General features: G+C 54.8%; 14 protein-coding genes. 7 read left to right on the top strand and 7 right to left on the bottom strand.

Annotated elements, in window-relative coordinates; all coding sequences use genetic code 11:
• Positions 1-50: 50 nt before the first annotated feature.
• From aceE to lpdA, 3 genes are all read left to right on the top strand, one after another.
• Positions 51-2714, top strand: a complete 2664-nt coding sequence (aceE, locus tag NQ842_RS20295) for a pyruvate dehydrogenase (acetyl-transferring), homodimeric type (RefSeq protein ID WP_063412581.1) — start codon at positions 51-53, stop codon at positions 2712-2714.
• Positions 2715-2728: 14 nt separating this feature from the next.
• Positions 2729-4621, top strand: coding sequence for a pyruvate dehydrogenase complex dihydrolipoyllysine-residue acetyltransferase (aceF, locus tag NQ842_RS20290; RefSeq protein WP_257256254.1), 1893 nt, complete (start codon positions 2729-2731; stop codon positions 4619-4621).
• A 197-nt stretch (positions 4622-4818) separates the two neighbouring features.
• A complete protein-coding gene (gene lpdA, locus NQ842_RS20285; RefSeq protein ID WP_014830669.1) occupies positions 4819-6243 on the top strand; it encodes a dihydrolipoyl dehydrogenase in 1425 nt (474 codons plus the stop codon).
• A 52-nt stretch (positions 6244-6295) separates the two neighbouring features.
• Here the strand turns inward: lpdA and NQ842_RS20280 are convergent, their stop codons facing one another.
• Both NQ842_RS20280 and NQ842_RS20275 read right to left on the bottom strand, forming a co-directional pair.
• Positions 6296-7087 (bottom strand): DUF2950 family protein, encoded by a 792-nt coding sequence (locus NQ842_RS20280; RefSeq protein WP_248060478.1) that lies wholly within the window; start codon positions 7085-7087, stop codon positions 6296-6298.
• A 10-nt stretch (positions 7088-7097) separates the two neighbouring features.
• Positions 7098-8642 (bottom strand): DUF3300 domain-containing protein, encoded by a 1545-nt coding sequence (locus tag NQ842_RS20275; RefSeq protein WP_257256253.1) that lies wholly within the window; start codon positions 8640-8642, stop codon positions 7098-7100.
• Between the two features lie 891 nt (positions 8643-9533).
• Between NQ842_RS20275 and acnB the strand changes: the two genes are divergently transcribed.
• Together acnB and yacL are read left to right on the top strand one after the other, a co-directional pair.
• The gene (gene acnB, locus NQ842_RS20270; protein ID WP_257256252.1) at positions 9534-12131 is read left to right on the top strand and encodes a bifunctional aconitate hydratase 2/2-methylisocitrate dehydratase; all 2598 of its coding nucleotides are present in this window, start codon (positions 9534-9536) and stop codon (positions 12129-12131) included.
• 189 nt (positions 12132-12320) lie between these two features.
• On the top strand, positions 12321-12683 hold the full coding sequence (gene yacL, locus NQ842_RS20265) for a protein YacL (protein WP_014830673.1): 363 nt from the start codon (positions 12321-12323) through the stop codon (positions 12681-12683).
• 31 nt (positions 12684-12714) lie between these two features.
• Here the strand turns inward: yacL and speD are convergent, their stop codons facing one another.
• The 3 genes from speD to NQ842_RS20250 all read right to left on the bottom strand — a co-directional run bounded on the left by speD (position 12715) and on the right by NQ842_RS20250 (position 14842).
• Positions 12715-13509 (bottom strand): adenosylmethionine decarboxylase, encoded by a 795-nt coding sequence (speD, locus tag NQ842_RS20260; protein WP_013095609.1) that lies wholly within the window; start codon positions 13507-13509, stop codon positions 12715-12717.
• The gene (gene speE / locus NQ842_RS20255) at positions 13510-14379 is read right to left on the bottom strand and encodes a polyamine aminopropyltransferase (protein ID WP_257256251.1); all 870 of its coding nucleotides are present in this window, start codon (positions 14377-14379) and stop codon (positions 13510-13512) included. It lies immediately after the preceding gene.
• A gap of 115 nt (positions 14380-14494) precedes the next feature.
• Positions 14495-14842 carry a YacC family pilotin-like protein gene (locus NQ842_RS20250; RefSeq protein WP_014830675.1) on the bottom strand — a complete coding sequence of 116 codons (348 nt, stop codon included), beginning with the start codon at positions 14840-14842 and terminating at the stop codon, positions 14495-14497.
• Positions 14843-14987: 145 nt separating this feature from the next.
• On the opposite strand from NQ842_RS20250, the gene cueO reads away from it, so the two are divergent.
• A complete protein-coding gene (cueO, locus tag NQ842_RS20245; RefSeq protein WP_257256250.1) occupies positions 14988-16556 on the top strand; it encodes a multicopper oxidase CueO in 1569 nt (522 codons plus the stop codon).
• 91 nt (positions 16557-16647) lie between these two features.
• Here cueO and NQ842_RS20240 read toward each other — a convergent pair whose 3' ends face one another.
• Positions 16648-19038 carry a glucose/quinate/shikimate family membrane-bound PQQ-dependent dehydrogenase gene (locus NQ842_RS20240; protein ID WP_046889312.1) on the bottom strand — a complete coding sequence of 797 codons (2391 nt, stop codon included), beginning with the start codon at positions 19036-19038 and terminating at the stop codon, positions 16648-16650.
• A gap of 208 nt (positions 19039-19246) precedes the next feature.
• Between NQ842_RS20240 and hpt the strand changes: the two genes are divergently transcribed.
• The gene (gene hpt / locus NQ842_RS20235; protein ID WP_013095614.1) at positions 19247-19783 is read left to right on the top strand and encodes a hypoxanthine phosphoribosyltransferase; all 537 of its coding nucleotides are present in this window, start codon (positions 19247-19249) and stop codon (positions 19781-19783) included.
• Positions 19784-19843: 60 nt separating this feature from the next.
• Here the strand turns inward: hpt and can are convergent, their stop codons facing one another.
• The gene (gene can / locus NQ842_RS20230; protein WP_014830678.1) at positions 19844-20506 is read right to left on the bottom strand and encodes a carbonate dehydratase; all 663 of its coding nucleotides are present in this window, start codon (positions 20504-20506) and stop codon (positions 19844-19846) included.
• Between the last annotated feature and the right edge of the window lie 107 nt (positions 20507-20613).

Below are 20613 nucleotides of genomic sequence, written 5' to 3'. Positions count from 1 at the left end.
GGGACAGGTTCCAGACAAATCAACGTATTAGATAGATAAGGAATACCCCCATGTCAGAACGTCTCCAAAATGACGTGGATCCGATCGAAACTCGCGACTGGCTACAGGCGATCGAATCGGTCATCCGTGAAGAAGGTGTTGAGCGCGCTCAGTATCTGATTGATCAGCTGCTTTCTGAAGCCCGCAAAGGCGGCGTGAAGGTTGCTTCAGGTGCAGGGGCTAGCAACTACGTAAACACGATTGCCGTTGAAGACGAACCGGAATACCCGGGCAATCTGGATCTGGAACGCCGTATCCGTTCTGCCATCCGCTGGAACGCCATCATGACCGTTCTGCGCGCGTCCAAGAAAGATCTGGAATTGGGTGGCCACATGGCGTCCTTCCAGTCCTCTGCGACCGTTTACGAAGTGTGCTTCAACCACTTCTTCCGTGCAGCCAACGAGAAAGACGGCGGCGATCTGGTGTACTTCCAGGGCCACATCTCTCCGGGCATCTATGCACGTGCATTCCTGGAAGGTCGTCTGACTGAAGAGCAGATGAACAACTTCCGTCAGGAAGTTCACGGTAAAGGTCTGTCTTCTTATCCGCACCCTAAACTGATGCCTGAATTCTGGCAGTTCCCGACCGTATCCATGGGTCTGGGCCCAATTGGTGCGATCTATCAGGCGAAATTCCTGAAGTACCTGGAACACCGTGGTCTGAAAGATACCTCTGAGCAAACCGTTTACGCCTTCCTGGGCGACGGCGAAATGGATGAGCCAGAGTCTAAAGGTGCGATCACCATCGCTACCCGTGAGAAGCTGGATAACCTGTGCTTCATCATCAACTGTAACCTGCAGCGTCTGGATGGTCCGGTAACCGGTAACGGCAAGATCATCAACGAACTGGAAGGCATCTTCGCTGGTGCTGGCTGGAACGTTATCAAAGTGATGTGGGGTTCCCGTTGGGACGAACTGCTGCGTAAAGACACCAGCGGTAAACTGATCCAGCTGATGAACGAAACCGTTGACGGTGACTACCAGACCTTCAAATCCAAAGACGGTGCCTACGTTCGTGAGCACTTCTTCGGCAAATATCCTGAAACCGCCGCACTGGTTGCAGACTGGACTGATGAACAGATCTGGGCGCTGAACCGTGGTGGTCACGATCCGAAGAAAATCTACGCTGCACTGAAAAAAGCGCGCGAAACCAAAGGTAAAGCGACTGTAATCCTGGCCCACACCATCAAAGGTTACGGCATGGGTGATACCGCAGAAGGTAAAAACATCGCTCACCAGGTTAAGAAAATGAACATGGACGGCGTGCGCTACATCCGCGACCGTTTCAACGTGCCAGTGACCGATGAGCAGGTAGAAAACCTGTCTTACATCACCTTCCCGGAAGGTTCTGAAGAGTACAAGTACCTGCACGAACGTCGTCAGGCGCTGAAAGGCTACCTGCCAGCTCGTCAGCCTAACTTCACCGAGAAACTGGAACTGCCAGCGCTGGAAGACTTCTCTCAGCTGCTGGAAGAGCAGAACAAAGAGATCTCCACCACTATCGCTTTCGTTCGTGCCCTGAATGTGATGCTGAAGAACAAGTCGATCAAAGATCGTCTGGTGCCAATCATCGCTGACGAAGCGCGTACTTTCGGTATGGAAGGTCTGTTCCGTCAGATCGGTATCTACAGCCCGAACGGCCAGCAGTACACCCCGCAGGACCGTGAGCAGGTTGCTTACTACAAAGAAGACGAGAAAGGTCAGATCCTGCAGGAAGGTATCAACGAGCTGGGCGCAGGCGCATCCTGGCTGGCTGCTGCGACCTCCTACAGCACCAACAACCTGCCGATGATCCCGTTCTACATCTACTACTCCATGTTCGGGTTCCAGCGTATCGGTGACCTGTGCTGGCAGGCAGGCGACCAGCAGGCTCGCGGCTTCCTGATTGGTGGTACTTCCGGTCGTACGACCCTGAACGGTGAAGGTCTGCAGCACGAAGATGGCCACAGCCACATTCAGTCTCTGACTATCCCTAACTGTATCTCTTACGACCCGTCTTACGCGTACGAAGTGGCAGTCATCATGCATGACGGTCTGCAGCGCATGTACGGCGAAGCGCAAGAGAACATTTACTACTACATCACCACCCTGAACGAAAACTACCACATGCCGGCAATGCCAGCAGGTGCCGAGGAAGGTATCCGTAAAGGTATCTACAAACTCGAAACCCTCGAAGGTAGCAAAGGTAAAGTTCAGCTGCTGGGCTCCGGTTCTATTCTGCGTCACGTTCGTGAAGCAGCGCAGATCCTGGCGAAAGACTACGGTGTGGGTTCCGACGTATACAGCGTGACCTCCTTCACTGAACTGGCGCGTGATGGCCAGGATTGTGAGCGCTGGAACATGCTGCACCCAATGGAAACCCCACGCGTTCCGTACATCGCTCAGGTGATGAACGACGCGCCAGCGGTGGCGTCTACTGACTATATGAAACTGTTCGCTGAGCAGGTTCGTACTTACGTTCCAGCTGATGATTATCGCGTACTGGGTACTGACGGCTTCGGTCGTTCTGACAGCCGCGAAAACCTGCGTCACCACTTCGAAGTTGATGCTTCTTACGTGGTTGTAGCAGCACTGGGCGAACTGGCTAAACGTGGCGAAATCGATAAGAAAGTGGTTGCGGACGCAATTACCAAATTCAACATCGATGCAGAAAAAGTTAACCCGCGTCTGGCGTAAGAGGTAAAAGAATAATGGCTATCGAAATCAATGTACCGGACATCGGGGCTGATGAAGTTGAAATCACCGAGATCCTGGTCAAAGTTGGCGACAAAGTTGAAGCTGAACAGTCGCTGATCACCGTAGAAGGCGACAAAGCCTCTATGGAAGTCCCGTCTCCTCAGGCTGGCATCGTTAAAGAGATCAAAGTCTCTGTTGGCGATAAAACCGAGACTGGCAAACTGATCATGATTTTCGATTCCGCCGACGGTGCAGCAGCTGCTGCACCTGCGCAGGAAGAGAAGAAAGAAGCTCCGGCCGCCGCTGCTCCAGCAGCTGCCGCGGCAGCGAAAGAAGTTAACGTGCCTGACATCGGCGGTGACGAAGTTGAAGTCACTGAAATCCTGGTGAAAGTGGGCGATACCGTTGCGGCTGAGCAGTCTCTGATCACCGTAGAAGGCGATAAAGCGTCTATGGAAGTGCCGGCGCCGTTCGCAGGCACCGTTAAAGAGATCAAGATCAACACCGGTGACAAAGTGTCTACCGGTTCTCTGATCATGATCTTCGACGTGGCGGGTGCTGCACCTGCCGCTGCGCCAGCTCAGGCTGCTGCTCCGGCTCCTGCGGCTGCACCAGCAGCAGGCGGCGTGAAAGACGTTAACGTTCCTGACATCGGCGGTGACGAAGTTGAAGTGACCGAAGTGATGGTGAAAGTGGGCGACAAAGTTGCCGCTGAACAGTCACTGATCACCGTTGAAGGCGACAAAGCGTCTATGGAAGTGCCTGCGCCGTTCGCGGGTACCGTTAAAGAGATCAAAATCAGCACCGGCGACAAAGTGTCTACCGGCTCTCTGATCATGGTCTTCGAAGTGGAAGGCGCTGCGCCTGCCGCAGCTCCGGCTGCCGCGGCTGCTCCAGCACCGGCTGCTGCACCGACTCAGGCTGCTAAACCAGCGGCACCTGCTGCAAAAGCGGAAAGCAAATCTGAGTTCGCTGAAAACGACGCTTACGTCCACGCGACCCCGCTGATTCGTCGCCTGGCGCGCGAATTCGGCGTGAACCTGGCGAAAGTGAAAGGGACTGGCCGTAAAGGTCGTATCCTGCGCGAAGACGTTCAGGCTTATGTGAAAGACGCGGTGAAACGCGCTGAAGCTGCACCAGCTGCAGCCGCAGGCGGCGGTATCCCGGGCATGCTGCCATGGCCGAAAGTGGACTTCAGCAAGTTCGGCGAAATTGAAGAAGTGGAACTGGGCCGCATCCAGAAAATCTCTGGTGCTAACCTGAGCCGTAACTGGGTAATGATCCCGCACGTTACGCACTTCGACAAAACCGATATCACCGATCTGGAAGCGTTCCGTAAACAGCAGAACGCCGAAGCTGAGAAGCGTAAACTGGACGTGAAATTCACCCCAGTGGTCTTCATCATGAAAGCGGTTGCTGCGGCTCTGGAGCAGATGCCACGGTTCAACAGCTCCCTGTCCGAAGATGGTCAGAAGCTGACGCTGAAGAAATACATCAACATCGGTGTTGCGGTTGATACGCCAAATGGTCTGGTTGTTCCGGTCTTCAAAGACGTGAACAAGAAGAGCATCACTGAGCTGTCCCGTGAACTGACCACCATCTCCAAAAAAGCGCGTGATGGTAAGCTGACTGCCGGCGAAATGCAGGGCGGCTGCTTCACTATCTCCAGCATCGGCGGCCTGGGTACCACCCACTTCGCACCGATTGTTAACGCGCCGGAAGTGGCTATCCTCGGTGTGTCCAAGTCCGCGATGGAGCCAGTGTGGAATGGCAAAGAGTTCGTGCCGCGTCTGATGATGCCAATCTCTCTGTCCTTCGACCACCGCGTGATCGACGGTGCTGATGGTGCGCGTTTCATCACCATCATCAACAACATGCTGAGCGACATTCGCCGCCTGGTGATGTAAGTGAAAAGCCGGCCAGTCGGCCGGCTTTTTTCTGTTAATCTCATGTGGTTTGTGAGGTTATTGGCGAAAGCGACAATTCGTGAGCCGTTTGTTGTTTCAAAATTGTTAACAATTTTGTAAACTGCGGGCGGATAGAACGTCCCGGTGGATGAAGGGCGACAAGTACCTGGACCGCCGGAAATCAATAAGAGGTCATGATGAGTACTGAAATCAAAACTCAGGTCGTGGTACTTGGGGCAGGTCCCGCAGGTTACTCTGCAGCCTTCCGTTGCGCTGATTTAGGTCTGGAAACCGTCATCGTAGAACGTTACAACACCCTCGGCGGTGTTTGTCTGAACGTAGGTTGTATCCCTTCTAAAGCGCTGCTGCACGTCGCGAAAGTTATCGAAGAAGCCAAAGCGCTGGCTGAACACGGTATCGTCTTCGGCGAGCCGAAAACCGATATCGACAAAATCCGTACCTGGAAAGAGAAAGTTATCACTCAGCTGACCGGTGGTCTGGCGGGTATGGCGAAAGGCCGTAAAGTGAAAGTGGTTAACGGTCTGGGTAAATTCACCGGTGCGAACACCCTGGAAGTGGAAGGCGAAAACGGCAAAACCGTAATCAACTTCGACAACGCGATCATCGCGGCGGGCTCTCGTCCTATCGAACTGCCATTCATTCCACATGAAGATCCACGCGTGTGGGATTCCACCGATGCCCTGGAACTGAAAACCGTTCCAAAACGCCTGCTGGTTATGGGCGGCGGTATCATCGGTCTGGAAATGGGTACCGTGTACCATGCACTGGGTTCCGATATTGACGTGGTTGAAATGTTCGACCAGGTTATCCCGGCTGCGGATAAAGACATCGTTAAAGTCTTCACCAAGCGTATCAGCAAGAAATTCAACCTGATGCTGGAAACCAAAGTGACTGCCGTTGAAGCGAAAGAAGACGGTATTTACGTTTCCATGGAAGGTAAAAAAGCGCCATCCGAACCACAGCGTTACGACGCCGTGCTGGTGGCGATCGGCCGTGTGCCGAACGGTAAAAACCTCGACGCGGGCAAAGCTGGCGTGGAAGTGGACGACCGTGGCTTCATCCGCGTTGACAAACAGCTGCGCACTAACGTGCCGCACATCTTTGCTATCGGCGATATCGTTGGTCAGCCAATGCTGGCGCACAAAGGTGTTCACGAAGGTCACGTTGCCGCTGAAGTTATCGCCGGCATGAAACACTACTTCGATCCGAAAGTGATCCCATCTATCGCGTACACCGAGCCAGAAGTGGCATGGGTAGGTCTGACCGAGAAAGAAGCGAAAGAGAAAGGCATCAGCTACGAAACCGCCACCTTCCCGTGGGCTGCTTCTGGCCGTGCTATCGCTTCCGACTGCGCAGACGGTATGACCAAACTGATCTTCGACAAAGAGACCCACCGCGTTATCGGTGGTGCGATTGTCGGTACCAATGGCGGCGAGCTGCTGGGTGAAATCGGTCTGGCGATCGAAATGGGTTGCGACGCAGAAGACATCGCGCTGACCATCCACGCTCACCCGACTCTGCACGAGTCCGTGGGCCTGGCGGCAGAAGTGTTTGAAGGTAGCATCACCGACCTGCCAAACGCGAAAGCGAAGAAGAAATAAGTTTCTTCAGACAAAAAAAGCGGCCTCTGGCCGCTTTTTTTATGTGCTGGATTCAGGGAGCCACAGGCTGCCAGGTTTTATCCGGGTTATAAGCAGTTAACGCCCGGGCTTTCTGCTCAGAATCATTGCCGAGATCGGCCTGGTACACCTTGTCATCCTGGTTTATCACAAAGCTCATGACGCCGGTCTGACCATAGCTGACGGGCCATGCCACCATCGCAAAGCCTTTCTCATCAGGCAGGATACGGAACCGATAGCCGTGATAGCCTGCACCGGGCTCTTTGGGGCTGAAGGCCGGCCCCAGCGGGCTGGGGGCTTCACCCGGCGAAACGGGCCAGTAGAGACCATCTTTTTTCCCTTCAGAGCTGACAATTTTCTGCGCGTATTTTTGATTCATGGCGAAATAGCTCTGCTGGGCATCCACATAGGCATGTAATGCTTCGATGGCGGCAAGCTCGTTACGCCCGATCTCGCGGGTCAGGATCTCCTCGGCGCCCTCCTTGATATCGAATTGCCATCCGGCAGCGGTTTTGACAACCGGGATGGGCAGCTGCCAGTCGTTATTTCCGACAACCAGATGCGCCGTATTACCGTCGATAACCGTGTTGTGCCGCACCTTCCAGTCACGCAGGAAACGATCGACGGCATCAGGATCGACCCCTTCAGGCGGCAAAAAATCGCGCCAGTTCTCTCCAAGCAGATTGTTCATCGCCGTTTCATTCTGTTCACTGATGGCCTGCGCCAGCGCATCGGTCGCCTGAGCGGGCGTGCTGAAGGATTGCTGTGCCATCGCAGCGGCGGACATCATGAACAACACCATTCCACAGACAAGATTCGTTTTCATGTTGGCTCCCTTAACGATGACGGAATTCACGGTGTTCAGCACGTCCGGCAGGGGCCTGACGCGGCTGCTGATGACGGGCAGCCAGTTGTCTGCTTTGCGTACCCCTTTGCTGCTGGGCTTGCCAGTTGGCAGAGCGGCTGTCGTTACCGCTCAGCGCATTCGCGCGAGGCTGGCTGGTTCGCTGCGGGATATGGCGTTGCTGAGCAGGCTGCGCGATCCGTTTCTCCTGTCGCTGGGTTACGGCATGGCGATTATCACGCTGCTGCGAGGTGGTTCGCTTTGCCGTTTGCGATCTGGTGTCGTAGCCACGGTAGTTGTTGCGCTGGGATATCTGCTTCAGCTGTTCGCCTGAAGCCTGGCGCTGTGCATCTTTGGTTCCCGGACGCGCGGTTTGTGGGAAGGTTTTACCCGTCGATTTCTCCATCTGGCTCAGGGCCGCCTGACGCTGGCTGTCGCGGTTAACCGGTTTTTGCTGCGTAGAACTGAGCCCCGTTACCATGTCAGTGGAATGGAAGCGGTTATTGAGCTGGCTGGTGGGGTAGGGCACACCTTCCCGATATGCCGGGTTATGCTGCCAGGTGCGGTTGGCATCCGTCAGGCGTTGGCCACTGATTTTATTGAAGTTCTCAACGTTGATATTGATATTGTTATCACCGTTGCGGTTATAGCCGCCGTGATTCCAGTCATCGTCATGATGGTGGTCCCAGTCGTCGTCATCATCCCAGTCGATGTTGCTGAAGATGGCGTAGGTTGTCGCCACGCCCAGGCTGAAGCCTAAGCCTTTAACCAGACTGTCCGTAAACTGCTCTCCCGGAGAAGGAGGAAGATAGGTTGGCGGGTAGGCAGTGTTTGGCCAGGTACCGTAGACGGTATTGGGGTTATAGGTGGGGACGTAAACGACCTGCGGATCCGCGGATTCAATTTTGATCACCGTCGGGGCAGGCGTGGTGGAAGTCGTCGATTCGCTGGTGGCCGATTTGGCCGGGGCAGGTTTTGTCACGGTGGTGACCGTCTGCTGAGGCGTTGATTGTAAGGCGCCGGTCTTTTGTGCCAGCGCGCGCAGGCGTTGGACGGAATCCATGACATCTTTCGGTTGCGCGAGAAACGCATCCCCCAGATTTTGTACCCACGGCGGGTTTTCACCCATCAGCGACATCAGTTGAGGAAACGCGACCAGTGATTTTACGCTGGGATCCCAGGGCTGGCTGGCAACGGCCTGAATAGCGGCGTCTCCTTCCATTTTAGGGTTGTCTTTGGACCACTGCGCCGCCTGGATGACGTTGGCCGGGTAGGTCGAGGCCATTAAAATTTGTGACAGCAGGGCATCCGGATAGAGCGCGATGGGAGCAACCCACTGATCGATTTGCGCAGCCGTATAGGCTGGAGCGACGACGGGGGCGGGTTGCGCTGCTGCGGGGGTTACCGGTTGTTGTGCGACGGGAGCGGGGACGGCAGGCTCTGTCGCCCGACTTTTGACAAACATGACGCCTGAGGCGGCAAACAGCCCGGCACTGCACAGAAGAACAAGCAGATGGGGTTTAAAGGGCAACTTCATAAAATGACTCCAACGAGACAAGCGCTGTGCCGTGAGGCGTTACGGTTGGCGTGAGTATTATTCACTCGCCTTTTACTGTTTTGACTTTTGTTGGGGAGCTGCCGGTACGTCCGGATAAAGAGTGTGAGTATTTATTACACAATTATATGTGATAGCTGAAAAGCCGCTGGGATTTCAGAAGGCCGCTCTTGCGAGCGGCCAGCAGCTAGTTGCCGAGGTTGACAACAAACAGCACCGTGATGTCGGATATGTTCCAGCCACCGTGCAGTGCCGTAAGCAGTAAACCGAGCGCAACGATCAGCGCAGTGATTCGCATCTCCATTGCGTGCGTTGCTTTACAGGCTACGCGGGTTCATTCTTCACCGGGAAAGGCAGAACCAGGCAAATTGGGATTGCCGCGTAGGTTACGGAACTGCTTCCGGGCCCGGTGACTGGTTGCTACACCAGCGAAGCAGGCCGTGGAGAAGAGTAATCGACTCGGTAGTAATTCAGAAGGCTAAAAATGAAGTTAAAAGGGTTTTCATTCGAAACAGGAAGACGCTACGCAAAACTGACATGATGGCTTGCAAGCCAGCGGGTTGTGATGCAAAATTCATCGCGTTGGGATTGCCGCAAATCTGCCAACCCGGTGTGCTACCACCGCAAGGCAACAAATAAACCGCTTTCAGGCGGTTTTTTTGTTGCCAAAATTCCCCCCGTCAGCCCTCTACACCATGCTTAACGATTCAGCAAATTTTTTAATGTTGCTTTTTTGTAAACGGATTAACACTGTGCAGAAATCCTGCTATGCTGCCCGACGCGGTATCGGGCATTTACCCTACAAACTGCTGTCTCACAGGAGCGTGAAGGGAACGCCCGCCGCATATGACAATGAGAGCGAGGAGAACCGTCGTGCTAGAAGAATACCGTAAGCACGTAGCAGAACGTGCCGCCGAGGGAATTGTACCCAAACCGTTAGATGCAACCCAAATGGCCGCGCTCGTCGAGCTGCTGAAGAACCCGCCTAAGGGCGAAGAAGAATTCCTGTTAGATCTGCTGATCAACCGCGTACCGCCTGGCGTAGATGAAGCTGCCTACGTAAAAGCCGGATTCCTTGCTGCTATCGCCAAAGGCGAAGCCACCTCCCCACTGGTTACTCCTGAAAAAGCCATTGAACTGCTCGGCACCATGCAGGGTGGTTATAACATTCATCCGCTGATTGACACGCTGGATAACGACACGCTGGCCCCAATTGCCGCTAAAGCGCTCTCTTCAACGCTGCTGATGTTCGATAACTTCTACGATGTGGAAGAAAAAGCCAAAGCAGGCAACGTCTATGCGAAGCAGGTGATGCAGTCCTGGGCCGATGCCGAATGGTTCCTGAACCGTCCTGCGCTGGCTGAAAAAATTACCGTTACCGTATTCAAAGTTACCGGTGAAACCAACACCGATGACCTCTCTCCGGCACCGGATGCATGGTCTCGTCCGGATATCCCGCTGCACGCCCTCGCGATGCTGAAAAACGCCCGTGAAGGCATTGAGCCGGATCAGCCTGGCGTTGTCGGCCCGATCAAACAGATCGAAGCGTTGCAGAAAAAAGGCTTCCCGCTGGCATACGTCGGTGACGTTGTCGGTACCGGTTCTTCCCGTAAATCCGCAACCAACTCCGTCCTGTGGTTTATGGGTGACGACATTCCGCATGTGCCGAACAAACGCGGCGGCGGTCTGTGCCTGGGCGGTAAGATTGCCCCAATCTTCTTCAACACCATGGAAGATGCTGGCGCACTGCCAATCGAAGTGGATGTGTCTAACCTGAACATGGGCGACGTGATTGACGTTTACCCATACAAAGGTGAAGTCCGTAACCACGACACCAACGAACTGCTGGCGAGCTTCGAGCTGAAAACCGACGTGCTGATCGACGAAGTGCGTGCCGGTGGCCGTATCCCGCTGATCATCGGTCGTGGCCTGACCACCAAAGCGCGTGAAGCGCTGGGTCTGCCGCACTCAGACGTGTTCCGTCATGCGAAAGACGTCGCAGAAAGCAATCGTGGCTTCTCGCTGGCGCAGAAAATGGTTGGCCGCGCGTGCGGCGTAGCCGGCGTCCGTCCGGGGGCTTACTGCGAGCCGAAGATGACCTCCGTGGGTTCTCAGGACACCACAGGCCCAATGACCCGTGACGAACTGAAAGACCTGGCGTGCCTGGGCTTCTCGTCTGACCTGGTCATGCAGTCCTTCTGTCACACGGCGGCCTATCCGAAGCCGGTTGACGTAACCACGCACCACACGCTGCCAGACTTCATCATGAACCGTGGCGGCGTCTCCCTGCGTCCGGGCGACGGCGTTATCCACTCCTGGCTGAACCGTATGCTGCTGCCGGATACCGTCGGTACCGGCGGTGACTCCCATACCCGTTTCCCGATTGGTATCTCCTTCCCGGCTGGCTCCGGTCTGGTGGCGTTTGCCGCAGCGACCGGCGTGATGCCGCTGGATATGCCGGAATCGGTACTGGTGCGCTTCAAAGGTAAAATGCAGCCGGGTATCACCCTGCGCGACCTGGTTCACGCTATCCCGCTGTATGCCATCAAACAGGGCCTGCTGACCGTTGAGAAGAAAGGTAAGAAAAACATCTTCTCTGGCCGCATTCTGGAAATTGAAGGGCTGCCGGATCTCAAAGTTGAGCAGGCGTTCGAGCTGACCGATGCGTCTGCAGAGCGTTCCGCTGCGGGTTGTACCATCAAGCTGAACAAAGAGCCGATCATTGAGTATCTGAACTCTAACATTGTCCTGCTGAAGTGGATGATTGCGGAAGGCTACGGCGACCGTCGTACGCTGGAGCGTCGTATTCAGGGGATGGAGAAATGGCTGGCGGATCCGCAACTGCTGGAAGCCGATGCTGACGCAGAATATGCGGCGGTGATCGACATCGATCTGGCAGACATTAAAGAGCCAATTCTCTGTGCACCGAACGATCCTGACGATGCGCGTCTGCTGTCTGACGTGCAGGGCGATAAGATCGACGAAGTGTTCATCGGTTCCTGTATGACCAACATCGGCCACTTCCGTGCTGCCGGTAAACTGCTGGATACTCACAAAGGCCAGCTGCCGACCCGCCTGTGGGTGGCACCGCCAACCCGTATGGATGCGGCACAGCTGACCGAAGAGGGCTATTACAGCGTGTTTGGTAAGAGCGGTGCGCGTATCGAAATCCCTGGCTGTTCCCTGTGTATGGGTAACCAGGCGCGCGTGGCAGACGGTGCGACGGTGGTCTCCACCTCTACCCGTAACTTCCCGAACCGTTTAGGTACCGGTGCTAACGTCTACCTGGCGTCTGCTGAGCTGGCAGCGGTTGCGGCACTGATTGGCAAACTGCCAACGCCGGAAGAGTACCAGACCTTTGTGGCTCAGGTTGATAAGACAGCGGTGGATACCTATCGCTATCTGAACTTCGACCAGCTCTCTCAGTACACCGAGAAAGCTGACGGGGTGATCTTCCAGACGGCGGTATAAAAGCAAAACCGTCTCTACGAGAAGGTTTTTAGTGTTTGCACCCTCTCCCGTGGGAGAGGGACGGGGTGAGGGCATCAGGCCGCAGGGTCTTGCTCTCACCTTTTTATTTTCATTCCTCCCGCCTCACACGCTTTTTTTCTTCCTCTCTGCTGCGATAATTACCGTAATGGCTTTGCAGAGGAAAATACTATGGATTACGAATTTCTGCGCGACATCACCGGGGTGGTGAAAGTGCGTATGTCGATGGGCCACGAAGCCGTTGGACACTGGTTTAACGAAGAGGTGAAAGAAAATCTCGCGCTTCTTGATGAAGTTGAACAGGCGGCGAATACGGTGAAAGGCAGTGAACGCTCCTGGCAACGCGCGGGTCATGAATACACGCTGTGGATGGATGGCGAAGAGGTGATGGTGCGAGCCAACCAGCTGGAATTCTCGGGCGACGAGATGGAAGAGGGGATGAGCTACTACGACGAAGAGAGCCTGTCGCTGTGCGGCGTGGAGGACTTTCTGCAGGTCGTGGCGGCGTACCGGGCGTTCATGAAACAGAAATAGCACACGGGAGCGTCCTTGCTCCTCGCGCGTCTTACACGGCCGGAATATTGCGGCCGTAGTAGATTTCGCGCATCTCTTTCCAGAGCAGGTCGGTAATGACCTTGCGCTCTTCTTCGCTTAAATCTTCTGGCTTTGTGTGGAACATGTAGTGCTTAAGGTCAAACTCCTTAAGCAGCATCTTGGTGTGGAAGATGTTCTCCTGGTACACGTTCACGTCCATCATGTCGTACAGCGATTTCATGTCCTCGGACATAAAGTTCTGAATGGAGTTGATCTCGTGATCGATAAAGTGCTTCATGCCGTTGATATCACGCGTGAAACCACGCACACGATAATCAATGGTAACGATATCGGATTCCAGCTGGTGGATTAAATAGTTCAGCGCATTTAACGGCGAGATCACGCCGCAGGTGGATACTTCGATATCAGCGCGGAACGTACACAGTCCGCCTTCCGGGTGGCTTTCCGGGTAGGTATGTACGCAGATATGGCTTTTATCGAGATGCGCGACAACCACTTCCGGCAGCGGGCCTGGATGCTCGGTTTTATCGATTAGTTTTGGGTCGACCGGCTCTTCGCTGACCAGAATGGTCACGCTGGCGCCCTGGGGTTCATAATCCTGGCGGGCGATGTTCAGGATATTAGCGCCGATAATGGAACAGGTTTCCGACAGGATCTCGGTCAGTCGGTTGGCATTGTAGAGTTCATCGATATAGGCGATGTAGCCATCGCGCTCTTCCGCTGTTTTGGCGTAGCAGATATCGTAAATACAAAAACTCAGGCTTTTGGTCAGGTTGTTAAAGCCATGCAGTTTAAGCTTTTTCAATTAGTTCACCCCCTGGGAGGACAGTGCATCTTGCAGGTACTGCGGCAAGGCAAAGGCTGCGGTATGAACCGCGGGATTGTAGTAACGGCACTGGAGACCCGCCTGATGGAAGCGCGCCTGGATAATTTCCGTGGACAGATGGCGCAGGACATCGTTATCCGTCGCCCATGCAAAGGTCATGATCCCGCCGTAGTAGGTCGGAATGGCAGCCTGATAGAAGCTGACATCGCCAAAATAGGTGCTCAGTTTGCGGTGGCTGTCGAGCGCTTCATCCTGCTGCAGGAAGCAGACGCCATTTTGCGCCACAAAGATACCGCCAGGGTTCAGGCAACGCTTGCAACCTTCGTAGAACGACGAGGTAAACAGCGACGCGCCGGGGCCGATAGGGTCGGTACAGTCAGAGATAATGACGTCAAACGTCTGGGTCGTCTGGTTGACGAAGTTCACGCCATCGTCAATCACCAGCTTAAAGCGCGGATCGTCGTAGCTACCCGCATTATGGTTGGGCAGGTACTGACGACAGAATGAGACCACGCCCGCATCGATCTCCACCATGGTGATGCTTTCAATGGACTGGTGGCGGGAGACTTCGCGCAGCATCGCCCCGTCACCACCGCCGATAATCAGCACGTGTTTTGCGTGCCCATGCGCCAGCAGCGGGACGTGGGTCATCATCTCATGATAGATAAACTCATCCCGCTCGGTGGTTTGCACCACGCCGTCCAGCGCCATTACGCGGCCAAAAGCGGCATTCTCGAAGATGATCAGATCCTGATGATCGGTTTTCTCATGATAAAGCACGTTATCAACGGCAAAGTACTGACCAAACTGGTCATGCAGTGTTTCATGCCACAACGTGTGGTCGGCCATACGCGGACTCCTCCTTCGTTAACATCCGTTACACTCACGAAAAATGAGCGAAACATGATAGCTAACTATAACCGTGGTTGCACGGTTCCAGGCGAAACAAGAGGCGTCGGGAAGGTTATTTCACGTAGGCGAGCAGGCTAAGCGAATCGCGGGCCAGCGCTTTGCATTTTTTTGCCGTAGGGATACCGATACCGCTTAAATCGCGGTAGCTATCTTCACCGAGCGCTTTCATGTCAAAGCTGTCGTAGTTGCTGAGATCCCATTGGTTCTGCTGGGCAAAAAAGACCAGTGCGCGACGAATTTGCCCGTTGGGTAAATTCTGGTAGCCACAATCATTTTTCAGGAACACAAAAACTGCCGTCAGATCGGCCATATCTTCCGCTTCATTTTCACTGAGCGCATAGCTGTTCGCACACATTGCCATCAGGCTGGTGAACAAAATTGTCCTGAAAAACGTCTTCATTGCTTCTACCACTGCATCACGGAAAATCAACGTTAGCATATTTGGTGCCAGTGCGACGATCTTTATTATTGCCGCGTTACTTGACCTTCCGGTAAGGGGAGGGTTTATGCTCAAAAGATCGTCTGCACGAAATAAGGAAATGAATATGCAACGTCGTGAATTTCTAAAATATTCCGTTGCGTTGGGGGTTGCCAGCGCATTACCACTGTGGAGTCGCGCGGTTCTGGCGGCCGACAGACCTGCCTTACCCATTCCTGATTTATTGACCGCCGATGCCCGTGGCCGTATCCAGCTAGTGGTTCAGTCCGGTAAAACGGCGTTTGGCAAATATAACGCCACCACCTGGGGCTATAACGGCAATCTGCTTGGCCCGGCGCTGCAGTTGCGCAGAGGGAAAGCCGTCACCGTTGATATTCACAACACGCTGGCAGAAGAGACGACGCTGCACTGGCACGGACTGGAAGTGCCGGGCGAGGTTGACGGCGGCCCGCAAGGGATTATTAAAGCGGGCGGGAAGCGCACCGTGACTTTTACCCCCGAGCAGCGGGCGGCGACCTGCTGGTTCCACCCGCATCAGCACGGCAAAACAGGTCATCAGGTGGCAATGGGGCTGGCAGGCCTGGTGCTGATTGAAGATGACGAAAGCCGCCTGCTGCGTCTGCCCAAACAGTGGGGTATCGATGATGTGCCGGTTATTGTGCAGGACAAAAAATTTACCGCAGACGGTCAGATTGATTATCAGCTCGATGTGATGAGCGCGGCGGTCGGCTGGTTTGGCGACACGCCGCTGACTAATGGCGCGATTTACCCCCAGCACGCCGCGCCAAAAGGCTGGTTGCGGTTACGTCTGCTCAACGGATGTAATGCGCGCTCGCTGAATTTTGCCGCCAGCGATAAACGCCCGCTGTACGTGGTGGCGAGCGACGGTGGACTGCTGCCTGAGCCGGTCAAAGTGCAGGAACTCCCTATGCTGATGGGCGAGCGCTTTGAGGTGCTGGTGGACATCAGCGACGGTAAGCCGTTTGACCTGGTGACGCTCCCGGTCAGCCAGATGGGCATGGCCGTTGCGCCATTTGATAAGCCTCATCCGGTATTACGCATTCAGCCTCTGCAGATCGCCGCATCCGGGATCCTGCCAGATACCTTAACCACTTTGCCAGCCCTCCCGTCGCTTGATGGTCTAACCCAGCGCAAACTGCAGCTTTCGATGGATCCGATGCTCGATATGATGGGCATGCAGGCGCTGATGAAGAAATATGGCGACCAGGCGATGGCGGGGATGCACCACGGGCAGATGATGGGCCATATGAATATGGACCATGGCAAAATGGGTGGAATGGGCAACATGAATCACGGCGGTCACGGGTTTGATTTCCACAACGCCAACATGATAAACGGCCAGGCGTTCGACATGAACACGCCGATGTTCGCTGCCACAAAAGGGCAGTTTGAGCGCTGGGTGATTTCAGGCGAAGGCGACATGATGCTGCATCCGTTCCATATTCACGGCACCCAGTTCCGTATTCTTTCAGAGAACGGCAAAGCGCCGGATGCGCATCGCGCGGGCTGGAAAGATACAGTGAGAGTGGAAGGCGGCGTCAGCGAGGTGCTGGTGAAGTTTGACCATGCTGCGCCGAAGGAGTTTGCCTATATGGCGCACTGCCATCTGCTGGAGCATGAAGATACGGGGATGATGCTGGGTTTCACGGTTTAGGCACCCGCGGCCTGATGCCCTCACCCTGGCCCTCTCCCTGTGGGAGAGGGAACAAACATAAAAAACGGCAACCGAGGTTGCCGTTTTGCATTTATTTTGCGTCGTCCGGCAACGCATACGCGACAATATAGTCGCCCATCTTCGTGCCAAACGAACCGTGACCGCCCGCAGAGATGACAACGTACTGCTTGCCATTCACTTCATAGGTCATCGGCGTTGCCTGTCCACCGGCTGGCAGACGGCCTTGCCACAGTTTCTCACCGTTGGTCATGTTGTACGCGCGCAGGTAGTTATCTGCGGTTGCCGCGATGAACAGCACGTTACCGGCGGTGGAGATTGGGCCACCCAGCATTGGCATACCCATGTTGAACGGCACCGGAACCGGCATCGGGAACGGCATGCTGTCCTGCGGGGTACCAATACGTTTTTTCCACACGATCTGGTTGGTTTTCAGATCCAGACCGGAGATATATCCCCAGGCAGGCTGTTTACACGGCAGACCAAACGGAGACAGGAATGGATTCAGGGTGACGCCAAACGGTACACCATACTGCGGCTGAATACCGGCTTCGGTACCGCTGCCTTTCGCGTCTTTTGGCTGCTCCATCGGGTTACCTGGACCACGTGGGATCAGTTTAGAGACAAACGGCAGCGCCATCGGGTTGGCAATCGCCACCTGACGATTAGGGTCAACGGAGATCCCGCCCCATTCGAACATCCCCAGGTTACCCGGGAAGACCAGCGTACCCTGCTCAGAAGGCGGGGTGAAGATGCCTTCATAGCGCAGCTGATGGAACATCACGCGGCATACCAGCTGGTCAAACATGGTGGCACCCCACATGTCTGCCCCGCTGAGATCTTTCTTCGGACGGAAGCTCAGGTCAGAGAACGGCTGCGTTTTCGTGACGTAATCGCCTTTTGCCGCGCCCTGAGGAACCGGTTTTTCCGGTGCAGGCACAACCAGCTCGCCGTTACGACGGTCCAGGACGAAGATGTTACCGGTTTTCGCCGGAGCATAAATCACCGGAACGGTTTTGCCGTTAACGGTAATGTCCGCCAGCGTTGGCTGGGACGGCATATCCATATCCCACAGATCGTGGTGTACGGTCTGGTAACTCCAGGCCAGTTTACCGGTGGTCGCGTTCAGCGCCAGAATGGAGCTGGCATAACGTTCCTGCTCAGGGGTACGGTTACCGCCCCAGATATCAGGCGTGGTCACGCCCATTGGCAGGTAGACCAGATCCAGCTTCGCGTCATACGCGGCCGGTGCCCAGGAGTTTGGCGAGTTAAAGGTAAAGGTGTGTTCATCAGACGGGATCGCGTTAGGATCTTTCGCGCCCGGATCGAAGGCCCACAGCAGTTTACCGGTGTTCACGTCGAAACCACGGATAACGCCAGAGGTTTCGCGGGTGGAGAAGTTATCCGTGACCGAACCAGCAATCACAATAGTCTTATCTGTGATGATGGGCGGTGAGGTGGGTTCATACAGACCCGGCGTGGTGTCCGGCATGTTGGTCTGCAGATTCAGGATACCTTTGTTGGCGAAGGTTTCGCACAGCTTGCCCGTTTCGGCGTTAATCGCGAACAGGCGGCCATCGTTCACCGGCAGCATAATGCGGCGAGGACAGTCGGCAATGACGTCCGGGCTGGCATTGTCCGCGCGCGCTTCGTGGTAAGAGACGCCACGGCAGGTGATGTGCTGGAACGACGGGTTGGAGTTCAGCTGCGGATCGAAGTGCCATTTCTCTTTACCGGTGGCCGCGTCGAGCGCGAACAGACGCTGGTGCGCCGTACACAGATAAAGCATGTTGCCCACTTTAATCGGCGTCACTTCGTTGGTCAGCTCACCTGGATCGTTCGGCATCTTCAGATCGCCGGTACGGAATACCCAGGCTTCTTTCAGGTTTTTCACGTTGTCCGCGTTGATTTGCTTCAGCGGGGAGTAGCGCTGACCTTCCTGGTTACGCCCATACGCCGGCCAGTCACCGTCCGCGACCTGCGAGATAGCCGCAGCAGGGGTTGACTCTGCGTTCAGCGTTCCGTTGATCTCCTGCGGGTCGTTAAAGCCGGCCCAGGTCAGGATGCCGCCACTGATGAGCAGCGCAACCACCAGCGCCGCAACGGCACCGCTGGAAGGCACGATCAGGCGACGCCAGACGAACGGCAGGATCAGCCAGATACCGAAGAAGACCAGAATGTCACTGCGCGGCGTCAGTGCCCAGAAGTCGAAACCGACTTCCCAGACGCCCCAGATCATGGTGGCGAGGAGTAATGCAGCATAGAGCCACAGTGCGGATTGTTTTCTACGCCAGAGCAGGACGGTTACGCCAAGCATAACCAGACCCGCTATCGGGTAGTACCAGGAGCCGCCGATTGCGACCAGCCAGACGCCACCGATTAACAGGTACAGGCCGCAGAAGGCGGCGAATAACGCTGTTAGTGTCACCAGTAGACGCGGCTGTTTAGAGTTTGTTTCAGCCATAGAAAGTGTACTCGTCAGTTTTTGTTAATAATTTGCTAGCAACTAATTATAGGTATTAACAAGTGTGATCGGAATCACAATATTTGCTTTTTATAACTCATGCGCCAGGCTTAGCCATTTGCTGATATAATGGCTGGCTTGCGTATCGATGCCGGAATAACGTTCATCCGCATTGAGAGATTTTCATTAAAATCATATGGTTAGTAATATGAAACATACTGTTGAAGTGATGATCCCGGAAGCCGAGATCAAAGCGCGTATCGCCGAACTGGGTCGTCAAATCACCGAACATTACAAGGACAGCGGCAGCGAAATGGTGCTGGTCGGTCTGTTGCGTGGCTCTTTCATGTTCATGGCAGATCTGTGCCGTGAAGTGCAGGTGTCACATGAGGTCGATTTTATGACCGCCTCCAGCTACGGCAGCGGCATGTCCACAACCCGTGATGTGAAAATCCTGAAAGACCTGGATGAAGATATTCGTGGCAAAGATGTGTTGATCGTCGAAGACATCATCGACTCCGGTAACACGCTTTCTAAAGTGCGCGAGATCCTGAGTCTGCGTGAGCCGAAATCCCTGGCCATCTGTACTCTGCTGGATAAACCAGACCGCCGTGAAGTGCAGGTGCCGGTGGAGTTTGTGGGCTTCTCCATTCCGGACGAATTCGTCGTCGGTTACGGCATTGACTATGCGCAGCGTTATCGTCATCTGCCGTATGTTGGGAAGGTTGTGCTTCTGGACGAGTAGTGCGGCCTGGTGCCTTCACTCCAGCCCTCTCCCACAGGGAGAGGGAGAAAACCCCCGGCTTTATTTATGGTTCACGTGCTTAAGCTTAAGGTTGGCAATTCCTGAACGGTAACGCTGTTCCAGCGTTTCGCGGTTGGTGGCGGTCACTTCGAGGTTACGCAGCAGACCGTCATGAATACCGTATGCCCAGCCGTGGATAGAGACCTTCTGCCCGCGCTTCCACGCTGACTGCATGATCGTTGAATGACCCAGGTTATACACCTGCTCCATCACGTTCAGTTCACACAGCGTGTCCATCCGGCGTTCCTGCGGCATTTCACCCAGCAGTGAGCTATGTTTGAACCAGATATCGCGGATGTGCAGCAGCCAGTTATCGATGAGCCCCAGTTCCGGATTTTCGACCGCCGCCTGCACGCCACCGCAGCCGTAGTGACCGCAAATAATGATGTGCTCGACTTCCAGAACATCAACGGCGTACTGAACCACAGACAGGCAGTTGAGATCGGTATGAATCACCAGGTTGGCAACGTTACGGTGAACAAACAGTTCGCCGGGCTCAAGGCCCGTCAGGCGCTCAGCCGGAACACGGCTGTCGGAACATCCAATCCAGAGAAAGCGTGGATTCTGCGCTTGCGCAAGCTTTTCAAAAAATCCGGGGTCTTCCTCCACCAGCATTTTTGACCATAGTGCATTGTTGCTGATGAGTGTATCTATGTTGTTCATGGAGGTTAGCGACCTGTAACCGAGTGATTGCGTTGCGCTACTATAGGGTAACCCGACTTTTAATGAAACCACACAACGTGTGTCAGAACCTAAGGTAAGTTTAATTC

Origin of the sequence: Enterobacter cloacae complex sp. R_G8 (assembly GCF_024599795.1) — a bacterium.
Lineage (GTDB): Bacteria > Pseudomonadota > Gammaproteobacteria > Enterobacterales > Enterobacteriaceae > Enterobacter > Enterobacter dissolvens.
This window is presented reverse-complemented; position numbering and strand designations above follow the sequence as displayed.